This window comes from Planctomycetota bacterium, assembly GCA_018242585.1.
GTDB lineage: Bacteria > Planctomycetota > Planctomycetia > Pirellulales > PNKZ01 > JAFEBQ01.
Genome location: JAFEBQ010000031.1, coordinates 13243 through 30375, shown reverse-complemented (window position 1 = coordinate 30375; position 17133 = coordinate 13243). Strand labels below are relative to the sequence as shown.

Annotated in this window: 12 protein-coding genes; 5 read left to right on the top strand and 7 right to left on the bottom strand. The window is 64.2% G+C overall.

The features are described 5' to 3' along the window. Nucleotides 1–8: 8 nt before the first annotated feature. From JSS27_15580 to JSS27_15565, 4 genes are all read right to left on the bottom strand, one after another. Nucleotides 9–3458: a transglutaminase family protein gene (locus JSS27_15580; protein ID MBS0210365.1), complete on the bottom strand. Its 3450-nt coding sequence runs from the start codon at nt 3456–3458 to the stop codon at nt 9–11. A 12-nt stretch (nt 3459–3470) separates the two neighbouring features. Beyond that, entirely contained in the window at nt 3471–4484 is a 1014-nt protein-coding gene (locus JSS27_15575) for an alpha-E domain-containing protein (GenBank protein ID MBS0210364.1), read from the bottom strand. Nucleotides 4485–4522: 38 nt separating this feature from the next. After that, on the bottom strand, nt 4523–6034 hold the full coding sequence (locus tag JSS27_15570) for a circularly permuted type 2 ATP-grasp protein (GenBank protein ID MBS0210363.1): 1512 nt from the start codon (nt 6032–6034) through the stop codon (nt 4523–4525). Nucleotides 6035–6451: 417 nt separating this feature from the next. Then, entirely contained in the window at nt 6452–7306 is an 855-nt protein-coding gene (locus JSS27_15565; GenBank protein ID MBS0210362.1) for a 3'-5' exonuclease, read from the bottom strand. Between the two features lie 314 nt (nt 7307–7620). Here JSS27_15565 and pepT point away from each other — a divergent pair, with 314 nt between their 5' ends. The 4 genes from pepT (at nt 7621) to JSS27_15545 (ending at nt 13053) form a co-directional block, all read left to right on the top strand. Continuing rightward, nucleotides 7621–8859, top strand: a complete 1239-nt coding sequence (pepT, locus tag JSS27_15560) for a peptidase T (protein ID MBS0210361.1) — start codon at nt 7621–7623, stop codon at nt 8857–8859. A gap of 329 nt (nt 8860–9188) precedes the next feature. After that, nucleotides 9189–10211, top strand: coding sequence for a glycosyltransferase family 2 protein (locus JSS27_15555; GenBank protein ID MBS0210360.1), 1023 nt, complete (start codon nt 9189–9191; stop codon nt 10209–10211). 393 nt (nt 10212–10604) lie between these two features. After that, a complete protein-coding gene (locus JSS27_15550) occupies nt 10605–11366 on the top strand; it encodes a glycosyltransferase family 2 protein (protein ID MBS0210359.1) in 762 nt (253 codons plus the stop codon). A gap of 40 nt (nt 11367–11406) precedes the next feature. Further along, nucleotides 11407–13053 carry a hypothetical protein gene (locus JSS27_15545; protein MBS0210358.1) on the top strand — a complete coding sequence of 549 codons (1647 nt, stop codon included), beginning with the start codon at nt 11407–11409 and terminating at the stop codon, nt 13051–13053. Between the two features lie 701 nt (nt 13054–13754). On the opposite strand, the gene JSS27_15540 is transcribed toward JSS27_15545, so the two are convergent. The 3 genes from JSS27_15540 to JSS27_15530 form a co-directional block, all read right to left on the bottom strand. After that, nucleotides 13755–14204 carry a hypothetical protein gene (locus tag JSS27_15540; GenBank protein ID MBS0210357.1) on the bottom strand — a complete coding sequence of 150 codons (450 nt, stop codon included), beginning with the start codon at nt 14202–14204 and terminating at the stop codon, nt 13755–13757. 156 nt (nt 14205–14360) lie between these two features. Continuing rightward, nucleotides 14361–14597, bottom strand: a complete 237-nt coding sequence (locus JSS27_15535) for a hypothetical protein (protein MBS0210356.1) — start codon at nt 14595–14597, stop codon at nt 14361–14363. Beyond that, nucleotides 14594–15193, bottom strand: a complete 600-nt coding sequence (locus tag JSS27_15530) for a tyrosine-type recombinase/integrase (protein ID MBS0210355.1) — start codon at nt 15191–15193, stop codon at nt 14594–14596. The genes JSS27_15535 and JSS27_15530 overlap by 4 nt, the downstream gene beginning before the upstream one ends. Nucleotides 15194–15326: 133 nt before the next feature. On the opposite strand from JSS27_15530, the gene JSS27_15525 reads away from it, so the two are divergent. Further along, entirely contained in the window at nt 15327–16952 is a 1626-nt protein-coding gene (locus JSS27_15525) for a GNAT family N-acetyltransferase (GenBank protein MBS0210354.1), read from the top strand. The last annotated feature ends 181 nt before the right edge of the window (nt 16953–17133 follow it).

The following is a 17133-nucleotide window of genomic DNA, read 5'->3' as shown; positions in this document are numbered from 1 at the left end:
AGAGGCTCTTAACTTCGGCCCAGCGACTCCTGCTCGATGGGCCGGCGCAGATCGAGCGTCATGGGGAAGTCGCGGTTCTGCTCGCGCGGCGGCCGCGTGCGTCGACCCGCCGTATGGCCCGTGGCAAAGAACCGGGCGATGCGCCGCCCCTCGGCTTCCAGCGCGTTGATCGGGAAGCGTTCGAAGTTGCGCCCGCCCGGGTGAGCCACGTACCAGGTGCAGCCACCGATCGAACGCTCGGACCAGTTGTCGTAGATGTCGAACACCAACGGCGAGTGAACGCCGACCGTCGGGTGCAGACAGTTCGGCGGCTGCCACGCCCGATAGCGGACGCCGGCCACGAACTCTCCCGGCACGCCGGTCGGGTGCAGCGGCACTTGCCGCCCGTTGCAGATGATCGTGTGCCGCGGATTGGTCATGCCGCGGACTTTGACCTGCAACCGTTCGACCGACGAATCGACATAGCGGGCCGTGCCGCCGGTGACACCTTCTTCGCCCAGCACGTGCCAAGGCTCGATCGCCTGGCGCAGCTCGACCTGGATGTTCTGTTGCGTCACCTCGCCACAGACCGGGAAGCGGAACTCGAAGTGTGTCGCGAACCAGTCCTGCTCCATCGCGTAGCCATGCTCTTGCAGGTCGGCCAGCACTTCCGAAAAATCCTGCGCCACGAAGTGAGGCAACATGAACTTGTCGTGCAGCGACGTCTCCCAGCGGACCATCGGCTCGCGGTAAGGCTGTTGCCAGAACCGCGCGATGAGCGAGCGCAGGAGCAACTGTTGCGTCAGGCTCATCCGCGCGTGGGGCGGCATCTCAAACGCCCGGAACTCGACCAAGCCCAGGCGACCCGTGCTGCTGTCGGGCGAGTATAACTTGTCGATGCAGAATTCCGCGCGATGGGTGTTGCCGGTCAAATCGACCAGCAAGTTGCGGAACAGCCGATCGACCAGCCACGGCGGGCAAGGACTGCTCTCGGGCAGCAAGCTGCACGCGGTCTCCAGCTCGTAGACCGCTTCGTGTCGCGCTTCGTCCACGCGCGGCGCCTGGCTGGTCGGCCCGATGAACAAGCCCGAGAACAAGTACGACAAGCTCGGCCGGTTGTTCCAATAGGTGACCAGGCTGCGCAGCAGGTCGGGCCGGCGCAAAATCGGGCTATCGGCCGGCGTCGCGCCGCCGATGACCAGGTGGTTGCCGCCGCCGGTCCCGGTGTGGCGGCCGTCGAGCATGAACTTCTCCGTCCCCAATCGCGACTGTCGTGCTTCGTCGTACAGCGTCGTCGTGAAGTGGACCAGCTCGTTCCAGTTCTGGGCCGGTTGCAGGTTCACTTCGATCACGCCCGGGTCCGGAGTGACCTTCAGGTGCTGCAACCGCGGGTCGTGCGGCGGGGTGTAGCCTTCGATCATCACTGGCAAGCCGAGCGCTTCGGCCGTGTCTTCAATGCTCTCGACCAGCGCCAGGTAATCTTCCAACATGCCAAGCGGCGGCATGAAGATGTGCAGTCGCCCCTTGCGGGCTTCGACGCACAGGGCCGTGCGGACCTGCCACTTGGCCGATTGGTGCAGGGCCGGCGCGATCCGCGCGGCGGGGTTGGCCCGCAGCTCGGCTTCCATTTCATCGTCCAGCGCCAGCGACGCTGGGTCGCCGTAATCGGTGTAGGGATTGCCGCTAGCCGCGCGGCGCAGCAGCCGGAGCTGCGAAGCGACGCTGCGCGACAAGCCGTTGCCGTAGTGCCCCCCTTGGGTCGGCGGCAAACCATTGTTGAAGTACTGCGGCAGCGACGGACGATCGGTCCACGGGTCGCGCGAAGGATCCTGGTGCAGATCGCCCGGCGCGGACCACGGCAGCGAATCGAGCGGCAGTCGCAGCCCCATCGCCGAGTCGCCAGGAATCAGGAACATGTGCTCCTGGCGCAAGAACCAGGGGCCCGTCTCCCAGCGCTTCGCGCCGGTGTCGCCGCGCGGACGCAGCGGCAGCGCGTACCCCACCACGTGATTCAAACCTTGCTCAAAGACGCGCGCCAGCCGGGCCCGTTCCTCGACGTCGTCCAAATTGGACTTCAGCGGGTCGACGTTCGTGGGCAGCCGACGCTCGCGCCACAGGTAGTACCAGCTATCTTCATAGCCGGCTTCGATGTGATCGCCACCGACCTGCAACCGGTCGGCCAGGGCGTGAATGAACGATTCGGCCTCGCGCGGGCCGTAGTTGGTGTTGATCTGGTCCGCCGCGATCAGCTCGGAGTCGTGCCAGATCGCCTCGCCATCCTTGCGCCAGTAGCAACCCAGCGCCCAGCGCGGTAACTGCTCGCCGGGATACCACTTGCCTTCTCCAAAGTGCAACAGCGGCCCGACGGCAAACCGGTCGCCCAAGCGGCGGAACAGCGTGTCGGCCAGCCGGCGCTTGTTCGGCCCCATGGCCGCTGTGTTCCACTCGGGCGCGTCCATGTCGTCGATCGATACGAAGGTCGGCTCGCCACCCATGGTCAGGCGGACATCTCCTTGCGCGAGCTTTTCGTCCACGCGATGGCCGAGTGCTTCGATCCGCTTCCACTGTGCTTCGGTGTATGGCTTGGTGACGCGCTGGTCTTCGTGGATCCGCTGTAGTCCCATGTGGAACTCGAACTCGGACTGGCAGTCGTCCCGCGTGCCGACGATGGGCGCGGCCGAGGTGTAGTGGGGCGTAGCCGCCAGCGGCAAGTGCCCCTCGCCCGCCAGCAAGCCCGAGGTGGGATCGAGCCCCATCCAGCCCGCGCCCGGCAGATAGACCTCGGTCCAGGCGTGCAGATCGGTAAAGTCGTGCGGCGTGCCCGACGGCCCATCAAGCGACTTGACATCGGGGGTGAGTTGAATGAGGTAGCCCGAGACAAATCGCGCGGCCAGTCCCAGGTTGCGCAACAATTGCACCATCAGCCAAGCCGAATCGCGACACGAGCCGCTGGCCGATTCCAGCGTCTGCTCCGGCGACTGCACGCCGGGCTCCAGGCGAATCACATAGCGAACCGCCTTGTGGACGATCTGGTTCAGGGCCACCAGAAAGTCGACGGTCCCTTCGATGTCGCGCGGGACGCTGTCGATCAATTGTCGCAGGCGCGGCCCGACCGGCGACGTGGCCAGGTAGGGACGCAGCTCTTCGCTGACCTGCTCGCCGTATTGGAACGGGTACTTGGTCGCGTCGGCCTCCAGAAAGAAGTCGAACGGATTGATGACCGTCATCTCGGCCACCAGATCGACTTCCAGACAGAACTCGGTGGTCGGCCTGGAGAACACCAGCCGGGCCAGGAAGTTGCCGAACGGATCTTGTTGCCAATTGATGAAGTGCTCGTCCGGCGTGACCTTCAACGAATAACTTTTGACCGGTGTGCGGCCAGAAGGCGCCGGGCGCAGGCGGACCACCTGGGGCCCCAGCATCACCGGCCGGTCGTACTTGTAGCGCGTAACGTGATTCAGAGCGACTCGCAGCGACATGTTCGATCACACTCAGGCGGTTTGTTGTTGAACCGAGGCGCCCACCGCCGCTGCGACCGGTTCCGCGGCCGTCGCGTGAGCTGGATGCGAAGCCAGGAAGGTCTCACTGATGGCCTCGCCCACTTGATTCAACTTCGTTTGAAAACCATCGATAAACTGGTGCAGTCCGCCCAAAATGATCTCGTTGACCATGGCGTAGTCGAGTTCCGAGCGCAGGCGTCCCAGCCGCTGCTCGACCACGGTGTTGTACGTCCCCATCGAGCCGCCGGTGATCGAAAGCAACGATTGTTCCGCGCGCAACAGGCAGAAGTGCATGGCCCGAGGAAAGTCCCGGTCCAGCACCAAGAACTCGACCACCCGCGCCGGCGTGATCGAACCATGCACCTTGCGGTACATTTCCAGGGCGCTGGCGCTTTTTAGCAGCGCGGCCCAGTGGTTGGTGTCAAGCGGCGTGCCGACGTCGGCGGCGCTGGGCAACAGCAAGTAGTATTTCACGTCCAGAATCCGCGACGTCTTGTCGGCCCGTTCGATCAGGCGTCCCAGGCGACGGAAGTGCCAGGCTTCGCCGCGCGACATGGTCGACTCGGCCACTCCTTCCAGCAGCGCGCCGCAGAGCTTGATCCGCTCGAAGAACTCATAGGGCGATTCGAGCGCGGTTCCTTCGCTCTTGGCGCTTTGCACCAGCAGGAAGAACTTGTTCAGCTCTTCCCACATCTGCGAGCTGATGATCTCGCGAATCGTGCGAGCGTTTTCCCGCGCATAGCGCAGGCAATTGATGATCGAGTTCGGGTTCTGATCGTCGAACGTCAGGAACTGGATCACGTTCGCCTGGTTGGCCTCGCCGTAATGTTCCAGAAACGGCTCGTGGTCGCCGGTGATGTAGATCAACGGCGACCATTGATGAGCCAGATGGGCCGCCGCGTCGAGCGACAAGTTCAGCGTGACGTCGATAAAGCGGGCCACGTTCTCGGCCCGCTCGACGTAGCGGCTCATCCAGTAGATCGAATTGGCAACCCGACTCAACATCTTCGTTCCCGCCTTTCGGTCATCGATCAACAGCTAGCCTACAACGTACGCGCCAGCGGAGCCGACGACGGCGAGCCTGTCGGCGCGTGCTTCAAGACCCAAGTGTCCTTGCTGCCGCCCCCCTGGGACGAATTGACCACCAGCGAACCTTTGACCAGCGCCACGCGTGTGAGCCCGCCGGGCAATACATAAATGTCTTCGCCATACAAAATATAAGGCCGCAGGTCGACGTGCCGTCCTTCCAGCCGGTCGCCGACGATCGTCGGCACGCGCGACAGCGACAGCATCGGCTGGGCCACGTAGTTGCGCGGGTTCGCGCCGATCAGCTCGCGGTACTTTTCACGTTGTTCCTTGGTCGAACGCGGGCCCAGCAAAATGCCGTAGCCCCCGGATTCGTTCGTCGGCTTGATGACCAGCTCGTCCAAGTGCTCGAGGACGTACTTGCGCTGCTCTTCGTCGGCACAGATGTACGTCGGCACGTTCGGCAGCTTGATCTCTTCGTTCAGGTAATACTTGATCATCTGCGGGACATAGGCGTAAACCGCCTTGTCGTCGGCAATGCCCGTGCCCGGCGCGTTGGCCAGCGCCACGCGGCCGGCGCGATAGACATCCATCAGCCCCGGCACCCCCAGGGTTGAATCAGGGCGGAAACACTGTGGGTCCAAGAAGTCGTCGTCGATGCGGCGATAGATCACGTCGACGCGTTTCAGGCCCCGCGTGGTCTGCATGTGAACAAAGCCGTTCGAGACGACCAGGTCCGAACCTTGCACCAATTCGACCCCCATCTGTTGCGCCAGGAAGCAGTGCTCGAAATAGGCCGAGTTATAGATGCCCGGCGTCAGCACCACGACCGTCGGCGTGCGCGCCGTGGGCGGGGCGATGTACTGCAACATCTTCAACAACTGCTCGGGATAGTCCTCGACCGGCGTGACCGGCAAGCCGTCGAACATCTGGGGGAAGGTTCGCTTCATCACCTCGCGGTTCTCGAGCACGTACGACACACCCGACGGGCAGCGCAGATTGTCCTCGAGCACGTAAATCTGTCCGTCGCTGTTGCGCACCAGGTCGGTGCCGGTGATGTGGCACCAGACCCCCTTGGGCGGGTTCAGCCCGGCGCAGCGATTCATGAAGCACTTGCTCGACAGGGCCATGAACTCGGGGAACACGCCGTCCTTGACGATCCGCTGCTCGTGGTACATGTCGTCGATGAACAGGTTCAGCGCGCGGATGCGCTGCTTGAGCCCAGCCTCGATCGACTGCCACTCGGCGGCTTCGATGATGCGGGGGATCAGGTCAAACGGCCAAATCTTTTCGGTGCCGGCTTCGTGGCCATAGACGTTGAACGTGATGCCCATGTTCAACAGCGCCATCTCGGCCAGCCGCTGACGCCGCTGCAGCTCGCCATCGGACAGCGACTTCAACCGCCAGGCCAGCAGCTCGGCCCGCGGCCACGGGCGGCGCTCGCTGTCGAACATCTCGTCGAAGAAGCCGTCGACGTCATAGTCGGGGAACGCCAACTCCGTCGCGCTTCGCAGCAGGTTCAAGTTCATCGCAGTTGAATTCGCCGTGGCCATCGGTTCGCCTACCCAGTGGGGGCCGCAGGGGTCAACACGTTCGACGCCGACTTATTTCGGGGCACAAGTGTGCGCCGAGTCTTGGTAGGTACAGGGCGCTGAGTCCATACGGGCGCTCGCTCCGCAGCTTGACCCCCGCGGCGACGCTCCAGAAAGCAGAGAAAAAACTTCGGCGGAATGCAAAAGTTTTTGACAAGAATTCTGGTAGGCCGCCTGGGTGCGCACGGTGACCGTTTGGGCGTGCTGCGCGCTCGCGCGGCGCGCGCGGCCGCTTTTTTGGGCAAAGCAACATCATTACCGTGCCTGATTTCAAGCACTTGTGACCTATGGCAATTTGCGCGCCGGACGCTGGCAGTCTCCGCGGCAAACGTGCTTCCCAAATTATCGGCCCGGCTATCGTGCGCCCTTTTTCCCACTTTTCGACTTCTCGGCCGCCTCGGGCTCGGCCCAAGGATTCGCCCAGTCGCCCCAATGTTCCAGGTATTGGCGATAGGCCGCCTGTTGCTCGGCCCGGGCTTCAAGCCAGGTGCGCGCCCCCTGTACCCGTTCGCGCTCGTCATCCAGCGTCATCTGCCCGACCAGCACGCGCGAGCGCAGAAAAACAAAGTACGTATCCAGCACGTCCCAGCGGCAGAGCTGACTGATCTCGTCGCGCCGGCCGGCCAGCCACATATCCTGCACGCGATCGTCCTGGCCGATCATGCGGCCCGGCTTCCCCAGCAAGTTCGCCGACAGGTTCAACCCGCCGGTGAATCGCGTGGCGCCAAAGTTGGTTAGGAACTCCTCCACGTCGAAGTGCGATTCCGAATTGAACCGCCCGCGCGAGTTCCCCTTGCCCCCTTGAAACCAGGTCGGCAAGCGCAGCCCATAGCGAAACGCCGCCAGCTCGAGCACCGGCAGATCGAACGCGCGGCCATGAAAGCTGACTAGCGTGGGCTGCTTGTACTTGGTCCAGCCGCGCCAGAATTGCTCGGTCATCACGTGCGGCCGGTACTCGGGCTCGTCGAGCACCGCCACGTCGAGCAAGGTGAAATCGGCGGCTACCTTGGCCACGCCGACCGCGGCGGGAATCTGGTACGTGTATGGCACCAGATCGTTTTCATAGCGCTCGAACAGCTCGCGGCGAAAGCGTTCGAGCGCGGCTCGGTCGTCGAGCGCCTGGCCGGCGTACCGTTGCCGGGCCACCAGCGCCATGTCGGCCACGCCTTCGACGTCGAACACCAGATACCGCACCGCCGGCGTTGCCATCGCGCGCTCTCCGAAATCGAATCAGCCGCCGAAACGATCGCCACTGCGAAAATCCCGCGCCGCTGGTTATAACTTTTCCAGTTGGCGTGACACATCCCCATTACACAATGATTTCGACGCCGAAGCATTGAACCGCAAAGACGCAAAGATCGCAAAGGAATGCCATCAGGAGATGAATCGCGGAGATTCGCGGAACCAAGGAGACCTAATTGGAATTCTCCGCGATCCTCTGCGCTCTCCGCGATTTAATGCTGCCGTATTTTCTTTGCGTCCTTTGCGTCTTTGCGGTTCAAACCTTCTCTGAAAGACTCGACATGAACCTCGAACGATTGCTCGCCCGGTTTGTCCGCTATGTGCAAGTCGACACCACGGCCGATGCGCGGTCGTCGACCTATCCCAGTTCGCCGGGCCAGTTGGTCCTGGGCCGCTTGCTGGCCGACGAGCTGCGCGCGATCGGGCTGGCCGATGCCCAGCAAAGCGAGCACGGCATCGTCACCGCCACGCTTCCCGCCACGGTTCGCCATGCCGCGCCGACCATCGCCTTTTGCGCCCACGTCGACACCGAGCCCAGCACCTCGGGCAAGAACGTCAAGCCGCAGGTGTGGCGCAGCTACGACGGCGGCGACCTGCGCTTGCCGGGCGACCCGACGCGCGTCGTGCGCCCCAGCGAGTGTCCGGCCCTGGCCCAGTTCAAAGGCCAAACGATCATCACTTCGGACGGGACCACGCTGCTCGGCTCGGACGACAAATCCGGCGTGGCCGTCATCATGGAAGCCATCGAATGGCTGACCGAGCATTCCAAGGTTCCTCACGGGCCGGTCAAGGTCTGCTTTACCTGCGACGAGGAGATCGGCCACGGGGTCGATCACGTCGACGTGGCGGCGCTCGGCGCCACGGTCTGTTACACGCTCGACGGCGCGGGAGCCAACGAGATCGACAACGAGACCTTCTCGGCCGACCAGGCGACCGTCACGTTCCGCGGCGTGAACATTCATCCGTCGATCGCCAAGGGAAAGATGGTCAGCGCGCTGCGGGCCGCCGGCATGTTCGTCGACTTGTTGCCGCGCGATCAATTGGCCCCCGAGGTGACCGATGGTCGGCAAGGCTTTTTGCACCCTTACGATCTACGCGCCGGCGTGGCCGAGGCGGAGCTATTGATCTTGCTGCGCGATTTCCAGACGCCGGCGCTGACCGATCAGGCGGCACTGTTGCGCAAGACCGCCGCCGAGGCGCAGGCTCAGTTCCCTGGCCTTGCGATCGACGTGAAGATCATCGAGCAGTACCGCAACATGGCCGACGGCCTGGTGGCCGAGCCACGCGCCGTGGCGCTGGCCGTCGAGGCCCACCGCCGCTTGGGACGCGAGGCCCGATTGACGATCGTTCGCGGCGGCACCGATGGCTCGCGTTTAACTGAACTGGGGCTGCCAACACCGAATCTGTCGTGCGGCGAACACCAGATTCACTCGCCGTTGGAATGGACTTGCCTGGAAGAAATGGGACAAGCCGCTGAAGTCGTCATCGAGCTTTGCAAAGTCTGGTCAGAGCAAACGTAAATCGCTAACCACGGAGGCACAGAGGCACGGAGGTTGGCACGGAGTAAATGCGAATGACCAATGCCCAAGTACCAATGACCAATAATGCGAAGAAGCCGGTTGCCTTTTTTGGTCATTGGGATTTGGTCATTGAGACTTCGACTCCCTGCTGTCCCCCCTACTCCGTGCTCACCTCCGTGTCTCCGTGCCTCCGCGGCTAGTCCTCTAGGGTTGCTAGCATGTCACGCGGCCCAATCGGCGCAGCCAGAATAAACTTGGCTGCCTGCGCTGGTCGAAGTATCCGAAGAGCCCCGGCCTGTCTGCCTGGGGCGAATGTATCGGGTGCTAGCATGCCCAAGTCCTCGGCCTCTTCTCGCAAGTCGTTAAGCCTGTCGGTGGTGATCGCCGCCACGGGGCCGACGGCTGCGCTGGAAAACGGCCTCGTCTCGGTGCTGGAAAACCGGACCGCGGACTCCCAGGTGGTGATCGTCCTGAATCGTCCTTACGACGATCCTTACCATCTGCGCGACGAGGTCGAGTTCGTCGACGCGCCCCGTCGCGCGTCGCTGATCGAATGCCTGAACCAGGGCCTGGCCGCCAGCCACGGCGACATCGTCCTGCTGCTGGCCAGCGGCGCCGAGTTAGCGCCAGCAACCATCGATATGGCGCTCTCTCATTTCCAAACGGCCCAGGTGGCGGCGGTCGCGCCCTTAATTGTGCATCACCTGGCTAGCGACGCCGAGGTTCGCTCGGCCGGCTTGGAGTACGGTGTCGGCGGCATTCGCCGCGCGCGGCATCAACACCTGGCCGCCGCCGAAGTTCCCAACGAAGCGTGCGACGTGATCGCCACCAGCGTCGAAGCCGCGTTTTATCGCCGCTCGGCGCTCGACGCGCTCGGGCTGCAACTCGAGCGGCGCTTGGGGGCCGGCTTTGCCGACATCGACCTGGGACTGCAACTTCACGCGGCTGGTTACGCGACGGTCTTCGAGCCATCGGCCCGCGTTGCACTGCCGACGCCCAATCACGCCGACCTGGGTTCGAGTTTCGGCCAAGGTCGCCAGGCCGAACAGTTGTTCTGGCGCAATGCTCGGCTGTGGGGCTGGCGGCGCGCGCTGCTGGCCCATGCGGCGTGCTGTCTGGGCGAAGCGATCGGCACGGTGACGAGTCTGTCAGGCGCGATGCACACGTTGGGTCGCCTCAGCGCCCTGCCATCGATCGTCGGTTGCCGTCGCCATTGGCAGTTGCTCGACGAATTGGCCGCCGGCACGCTGGGCCACGAGTCAGAAGCCGGCTCGGCCGCGCGGATCGACGCGCCCCATGTTCGCAGCCGCCGCGACGCATCCTCGACCCGCGCCAAGCGCCAGGCCGAGTGAACACAATTGGCGCGAGGGCGTCCCTCGTTCGTAGGGTGCTCTGTGAGCACCATATTTTCACGCTACTGGCCGAAAACAATCGCTCCAAACCTTTCGGCTTGTAACGCGATGATTTGGTGCTCACAGAGCACCCTACCAATGCGACTGAAGTAAGCAACCTCATCCCCAATCGAGCCGGGGTGTCCGCGAAGCTTTCCCCTTCGCTGCAAGCAGCGTAACTGTTGCGCTCGACGGTGGTTCCGGCGGCGTGCGTTGACTGCCCCCGGGGGCCACCTACAATAGGTCGGTTGTTCGGGGAATTGGTGGGCTCTTAGCCGGCCGCCTCGCTACCGCCAGCCGCGGGTCAGTAATATTGCCGCTGGCATAGGACGGTCTTTTGCAAAGGGCTCGACGATGACGCGTTACTTGACCGCGCTCCCCGTGTTTAACGAAGCCAAGCACGTTCAAAAAGTGCTGGCCGAGGTGCGGCGCTTCAGCCCCGAGATTCTCGTCGTCGATGACGGCTCGACCGACGGGACGGCGGAATTGCTGAAGCAAGAGCCCGGCCTGCACGTCGTCACCCATGCCAAGAACCAAGGCTACGGCGCCGCGCTGCAGTCAGCGTTTCGCTATGCCGAGCAGCACGGCTACGATGTGCTCGTCACGATCGACTGTGACGGCCAGCATCAGCCCTGTCGGATTCCCAAGTTCGTGGCCGCGGCCGCCGATTGTGACATCGTCTCGGGAAGTCGCTACTTGCAGAAGTTCGACGGCCAAAGCGAGCCGCCGGCCGAGCGCCGCCGGATCAACGAACAACTGACCGCCGAGTTGAACCGCCGGCTCTGCCTGAACATCACTGACGCGTTTTGCGGCTTCAAGGCCTATCGCGTTGCGTCGCTCAAGCACCTGCACGTGACCGAAGCGGGCTACGCCATGCCGCTGGAACTGTGGGTTCGCGCCGCCAAGGCCGGCTTGCGGATCACCGAACTGCCCGTCCCGCTGATCTACCTGGACGAGAAGCGTTCGTTCGGCGGGGCGCTCGACAACGGCGACACGCGTTTGCAGTATTACCATCTGGTGCTGGACCGGAGCATGGACAATCATGCCGTTGCGCGGGTCGAGCAAGAACCGCAGCTTTGGTCGGGCACGTTGTGCGGCCCGTGTGCCGGCTCTTGAGCACGGCTGTTCTTCCTGACGCTCGGCGAATTGTATTTCCATGCAAGCGGCGACCAGCGATTCGATCTCACTCGCCGCCGCGTCGCAGCATTCGCTCGTGAAGCGCAAGCTCCGCGCGCCGCAGGCCGACCGGAGCGTGCTCGTCGAACCCGCCTGGGAAACCCTGCCCGGGCTGCTGGCTCGAAATGTCGCGGCTCGTCGGATCGACACGCGGCTGATCCTGGATCGACCGCTGGTCGAGCTGGCCGCGCAGGCGCGCGGTGAATTGCTAACGGCAGCCACTCGCTACACCTCGGCGTATCGCGCCGCGCCCGCATTTTCGCCCGAGCAGCCACTCGTCGCGGCCGGCCATCAGCCGCAACTGTTTCATCCCGGCGTCTGGCTGAAGAACTTCTCGCTCGACGCTTTGGCGCGGCGCGCCGGCGCGGCCGCGTTGAACCTGGTCGTTGACGGCGACACGATCAAATCGTCGCTCGTGCCGATCGCCACGGGCACGCCTGAGCATCCGCACCGCGGCGCCATGCCGCTCGACGCCGACGGCCCGGAGCTGCCGTGGGAAGAACGTGCGGTGCTGGACGAGGCGTTGTGGACCAGTGTCGATCGCCGGGCGAGTGACTTGCTCAAAGGTTTGCTCGCGCAGCCGTTGATTGGCACCTTGTGGCCGCGCGTTGTCGAGCGCGCTCGCGCCACTGACCGCGCCGGACTGGCCATGGCGCAAGCGCGCCATGCCTTGGAAGCCGACTGGGGGCTGGCGACGCTCGAACTGCCGCAAAGCGCGTTGTGCGAAACCGAGAGCTTCGCCTGGTTCGCGGCCTGGGTGCTCGACGGGCTGCCGCGGTTTCGTGACATCTATAATGGCGCGATCGACGAGTATCGCCAGGTCTACCATTTGCGCAGCGCGAACCATCCCGCGCCGAAACTGGCCGCCGACGGGCCGGCGCTCGAAGCCCCCTTCTGGCTGTGGACCGGCGCGTCGCCGCGACGCCGGGCGGCTTTCGTCACCCGGCAAGCTGGCGAACTGATCCTGACCGACCGCCAAACGATCCGTGTCGCGCTGCCGGCCCCTGGAACGGGTCGCGCGGCGGCCACCGTCGCGGCCATCACGGCGCTCAAAAGCCAAGGCATCCGGCTGCGTAGCCGAGCGCTGACCACGACGCTGTTTTGCCGCCTAGTGGCCAGCGATCTGTTTCTGCACGGGATTGGCGGCGGCAAATATGACGAAGTTACCCAGCTATTGGCCGCACGCTTCGCCGCCGCGCCGTTGCCGGCCGATGGGGTCGTCTCGGGCACATTGCATCTGCCCGTGGCGAAGGAGAACGTCGCAATCGACCAGATGCGGCGGCTTGAACACCAGCTCCGTTCGCTCGAATTTCAGCCTGAACGGTTTCTGGCCGGCGCCGATGGCCAGGTTCGCGAGCTGATCGAACGAAAGCGCGCCTGGATCGATGATCCGTTCGAGCCGTCGAACGCCAAACGTCGCGCTCGCGAGATTTCCCAGCTTAACGACGAGTTACAACCCGCCGTGGCCGAGCGGCGACGCGAGCTATTGGCCGAACGAACGCGGCTCCGCGCGGCATTGGCGCGGCGGCAAGTGCTGAGCTGGCGCGAGTATCCGTTCGCGTGGTATCCCGAGCCGACGCTGCGCGGTTTTCTGGTCGAGGGCATGCCGCGCGCGGGGCAAGTTTGACCGCGTGACGTCGATTTGGAGCATCGCGCGGCGGGCTGTGCTTCTCATTTTGAGATGCGCGGCGCATGTTCGCTCCCGTGCGGCGCGAAAGCGCGCTTGATCGTCGCCTCGCACCACACGGCGGCGCTTGCTCGGATACTTCCTTGCACTTCTTGTGAACTTTTTGCTGGATTTTCAACTGTACAACCGTTCACTGTCGCACCCGCCGCACTCCGCGTCTTTCGACTTGGGAGCGACCTGGAACCACGCGACGAGAGAGAGAGACCGTCGCCCCGGGCGAGGTGTCGAGACATTCGCGGTGCGACCGTCGGCAGGATGCCGACGGAATTGGCAGAGCAGGATGCGACCAGAACTTCGAGCGATGAGCGGCGGCGGCGGCGGCGGGTGCGACGCCACGCACGTCGCACGCGGCCGACGCCGAACCGACGCGGCGGGGTCGGTGCGGGAATGAGCGAGTGGGCAGCAGGAGTTGTGACGGCGGACCACGGATGGTCCGCCGAACCGCCGCCGGTGGCGACCGGATGGAGCCCACGCGGCGTGTGAGACCCGCCCGGTGGTGCGTCCCGCACCACGTCGCGGGCAAGAGCAACGAAGTGCGGGTGACGTGACGCGACACACCGGGCGGGGCGAACGCGGGCAGGGAGGCCCGCAAAAATCCGCACCACCCAAGGATGGGTGGTGACCTTTGAAGGTGGCGAGCCTCAGTCGGTGTGATCGTCGGCGGAACGTGGGGTGGTGGCTTGCCTCTCTGGCGGGTCATCAGGCTCGTACACGAACGGTGAGGCGACGATGCGTTGCAAGACGTCCTCGAAATTGTCCCGCGTGCAGGAGTTTTTGCCGAGGGTGTGAAACACGATCGACACGACCCGCAGCAGCAACGCGGCGTCGTAGACGTTTCCGCGACTGGCACGGTTGGCCAACTCGGTGGCGAGCTCCGAGAGGTGTTCGTGTTGCTTCCGTATGGCACGCTCGGCGGCGGTGTCGCCACCTTTGCGACCAGGACCGGGCCTGGTGCCCGGGGCGAACGTACCGCGAGCCGTGCGTTTGAACGTGTCACCATCCGCTCGTGGCCGCGGCCGTTTGGAATCGGGTTCAGGCACGGTTATTCTCCGTTTCAGTGCGTGCGGCACGACGCCGACGATCATCGGCATCGAGCGTCTTGACGAGGGCAGCAAAACTCCGCTTCCGCGTGTGCGAGCGTTTGCCATGCTCGCCGAGACGATGGTCACGGGCACGCACTTCCCGCGACGCGGGAACGTGCGTGCTGTCGTCGAAAATATTTCGTTGCCCTTTGAGACTTTTGCGACTCATCGACGGGAACTCCACGGCTTGAGACGTTCGGCACATAACGGACACTCATCGAACTCGATGTTGCGACCGTGGCTGTCGCACTCATCCACCAACAGCACGTCGCACGCCAAGCGAAGCGTGTCGTTGGCACGCACGTGCTGACCGCGACTGCGAAGCAGTCGCGATTCAACGACCAGGCGTTGCAGTTCCTGCATCCTGGAAAAATGTCTTGACTCAAAACTGTCGTCACTCATGGAGCAAACTTTCTCAGTTGAAGGTGGGGATGGAAACGGGGACTGACGTTCGGCCAACTGGGCAGCGTCTCGGGCGGCAACGGCATGATGCGATGCAAATAGTTGGCGGTCATCGCCACCGACTTGTGCCCCAGGTGCGACTGCACCGCGAGCAAATCTCGCGTCGCATACCAGACTCGCAGAGCCGAGTTGTGCCGCAACGAGTGAAGTGAGAACTTGCCGCCGATCACACGACGCATCGCGAGTCCGTACAAGAAATACTGCTTGCGATCAATCGGCGTGCCGCGTTCACTCGGGAACAGCAGCACGTGATCCGGCCAATAGCGGGTATGGAATCCGTGCAACACCCGAGCGAACTCCGGTTCCAACTGCACCGTGCGGTATCTCCCACGCTTGGCACTCTTGAAATACAGGCTCGGTCCCAGCGGGCAAAACTGATCCGCCCTCATGCGGATGACCTCGACCGAACGAAGCCCGTGGTAACACAGACCGATGAACAAGCCACGCCGTCGCGTCCGTTGCGTGGTGTGCCGCCACTGACTCGCGATCCACGCTTCCAACTGTGGCAGCAGAAATGTCGGGACGGGACCGGCCATCGCAGCTTTCCTCAGTTACGCAGCGTCAGATAATTTCCATCCTTCAAACTTTTTGCTGGATTTTCATTTACTCAAACCCTAAGTTGTGGGCTTTGAGGGAGCGAAAACGCAAGGATGGAAAGGACTCGATGCCATGAGCACGACCATTTCGCCCGCCAGCGTCCGTCGAACGGTCAAACGCAGCGCCGCCTCTCGGGGCAAGCCGGGGCAGGCGAAGCGGCTGGCGTCAGGCAAATCGGCCGAACTGGGCAAATCGGCCGAACCGGCCAAGGAAGCGCGTTCCACGGCCAAGCGCGCCACGACGGAATCGCGCACGGCGACGGAAGCAGCGGACCAGCCGGCCGTCGAAACCAAGCCCGCGGTTGTCGAGACGCCCGCTCCGGCCGCGCGCGAAGCAACCCGCCCACGGCGCAGCTCGCGCCGCCGCGCCAAGGCGCATTCGCCGTCTGACAACGCGCAGGCGAGGGAAGGCCTGCGGCTGATTTCGGCCACCGCTTCCGATCATCTGGCGATTGCCGAGTTCTTCAAGTCGGCGTTCCCCTCGCCACAGCGCGATGGCTTTGCTTCGTCGCTTGACGACCCGTTGTACGAACCTTGCGACCGCTGGTTGGTTCGCCGCGGCACGCAAGTGCTGGCCCACGTGCAAACCGTGCGGCGCGAGATGCGCTTCGACCAGGTCGATCTGCCGGTCTCGGGTCTGACCTGCCTGGGCACGCTGCCCGAGTATCGCAATCTGGGAATGGCTGGCGCGCTCGTGCGACGTGCCGAGCGAGCGATGGCCGCCGACGGCGCGGTGATCGGCCTGACCCGGACGCGCTTCCCAGCGTTCTTCGCTTCGGAAGGCTGGGCCGTCTGTGGCCGCCACAGTCACAGCCGGGCCAACCCGCGCGAGGTGCTGGCGCAGCTTTCGGCGCGGGGCCTGGCCGCGTCGGACGATCAACTGGTCATTCGTCCCTGGCGGCAAGTCGAGCTGCCAGCGCTGATGCGGTTGTACAGCGAGCGGATCTCGCGCGCCGCCGGGCCGCTGTTGCGCACGGAAGCCACCTGGCGTTGGCTGGTCAGCCGGCAGAATGTCGATCACTTGTTCGTCGCCATCGAAGGGCCCGACAAGTTCGATTGGCAAGCGGCCACGCTGCCGATCGTTGGTTATATGCTGATGAAGGAAGATCGCGTGATCGAGCTGGTCGGCGCGCCGAGCGCGCCGTCGACGTCACCGCTGCTCGAACAAGCGCGGCACGGCGTGGCCGAGCAGTTGCTGGCCCGGGCTTGTGCCGAGGCGATCGAGCGCGACGACTACGCAGTCCAGTTGCACTCGCCGGCCGATGACTCGCTGCACGAATTGTTCCGCGCCGCCGGCGGCGAGACGAACTTTGGCGAGCAGCACCAGGGCGAGTCGTACATGATGAAGGTGTTTGACCTGCCCGGCTTGCTGCGCCGGCTGGCCCCGGTGCTGCAACGGCGCGCGGCCGAGGCGGCGGGTTCGCGGGCCGTGGAACTGGGGCTGCTGGTTGACGGCGAACGGCTGAAGCTGGCCGTCAGCCGCCGCGGCGTCCGCTTTGGCCGCGGGCAATTGGGGCGGAACTATCTGCGGCTGTCGCGCGACGAGTTGACCCGGCTGCTGCTGGGACACGTCGATATCGACGCGGATCGGGAATCGGGGGCGCTCAAGGCCTCGAACCGCACGGCGGCCAAGCTGGCCACGGTCCTCTTCCCGCAAGTGCCGTACTGGCGCGCGCCGTGGGACGACGTCGTTGGCTAGAGCAGCTCTCAAGAGGCTCTAGCAGGGGTGGCGCGTCCCAAGCGGAGCGCAGGGCGCGGGGAGAATCGCCAACCAAATATCAGGGTCGGTACATGCTTCTCCACGCCCGCAGGACGGGCGTGCCACTCAGACGCTAGAACGTGGTGAGAAGCGATCTAGAGTGCGCGGCGTGGTCCTTTTC

What these genes read in the sequence shown, in the direction of transcription:
- JSS27_15580 (MBS0210365.1), bottom strand. Translation starts at nt 3,458, where the DNA reads ATGTCGCTGCGAGTCGCTCTGAATCACGTTACGCGCTACAAGTACGAC.
- JSS27_15575 (MBS0210364.1), bottom strand. Translation starts at nt 4,484, where the DNA reads ATGTTGAGTCGGGTTGCCAATTCGATCTACTGGATGAGCCGCTACGTC.
- JSS27_15570 (MBS0210363.1), bottom strand. Translation starts at nt 6,034, where the DNA reads ATGAACTTGAACCTGCTGCGAAGCGCGACGGAGTTGGCGTTCCCCGAC.
- JSS27_15565 (MBS0210362.1), bottom strand. Translation starts at nt 7,306, where the DNA reads ATGGCAACGCCGGCGGTGCGGTATCTGGTGTTCGACGTCGAAGGCGTG.
- pepT (MBS0210361.1), top strand. Translation starts at nt 7,621, where the DNA reads ATGAACCTCGAACGATTGCTCGCCCGGTTTGTCCGCTATGTGCAAGTC.
- JSS27_15555 (MBS0210360.1), top strand. Translation starts at nt 9,189, where the DNA reads ATGCCCAAGTCCTCGGCCTCTTCTCGCAAGTCGTTAAGCCTGTCGGTG.
- JSS27_15550 (MBS0210359.1), top strand. Translation starts at nt 10,605, where the DNA reads ATGACGCGTTACTTGACCGCGCTCCCCGTGTTTAACGAAGCCAAGCAC.
- JSS27_15545 (MBS0210358.1), top strand. Translation starts at nt 11,407, where the DNA reads ATGCAAGCGGCGACCAGCGATTCGATCTCACTCGCCGCCGCGTCGCAG.
- JSS27_15540 (MBS0210357.1), bottom strand. Translation starts at nt 14,204, where the DNA reads ATGCCGATGATCGTCGGCGTCGTGCCGCACGCACTGAAACGGAGAATA.
- JSS27_15535 (MBS0210356.1), bottom strand. Translation starts at nt 14,597, where the DNA reads ATGAGTGACGACAGTTTTGAGTCAAGACATTTTTCCAGGATGCAGGAA.
- JSS27_15530 (MBS0210355.1), bottom strand. Translation starts at nt 15,193, where the DNA reads ATGGCCGGTCCCGTCCCGACATTTCTGCTGCCACAGTTGGAAGCGTGG.
- JSS27_15525 (MBS0210354.1), top strand. Translation starts at nt 15,327, where the DNA reads ATGAGCACGACCATTTCGCCCGCCAGCGTCCGTCGAACGGTCAAACGC.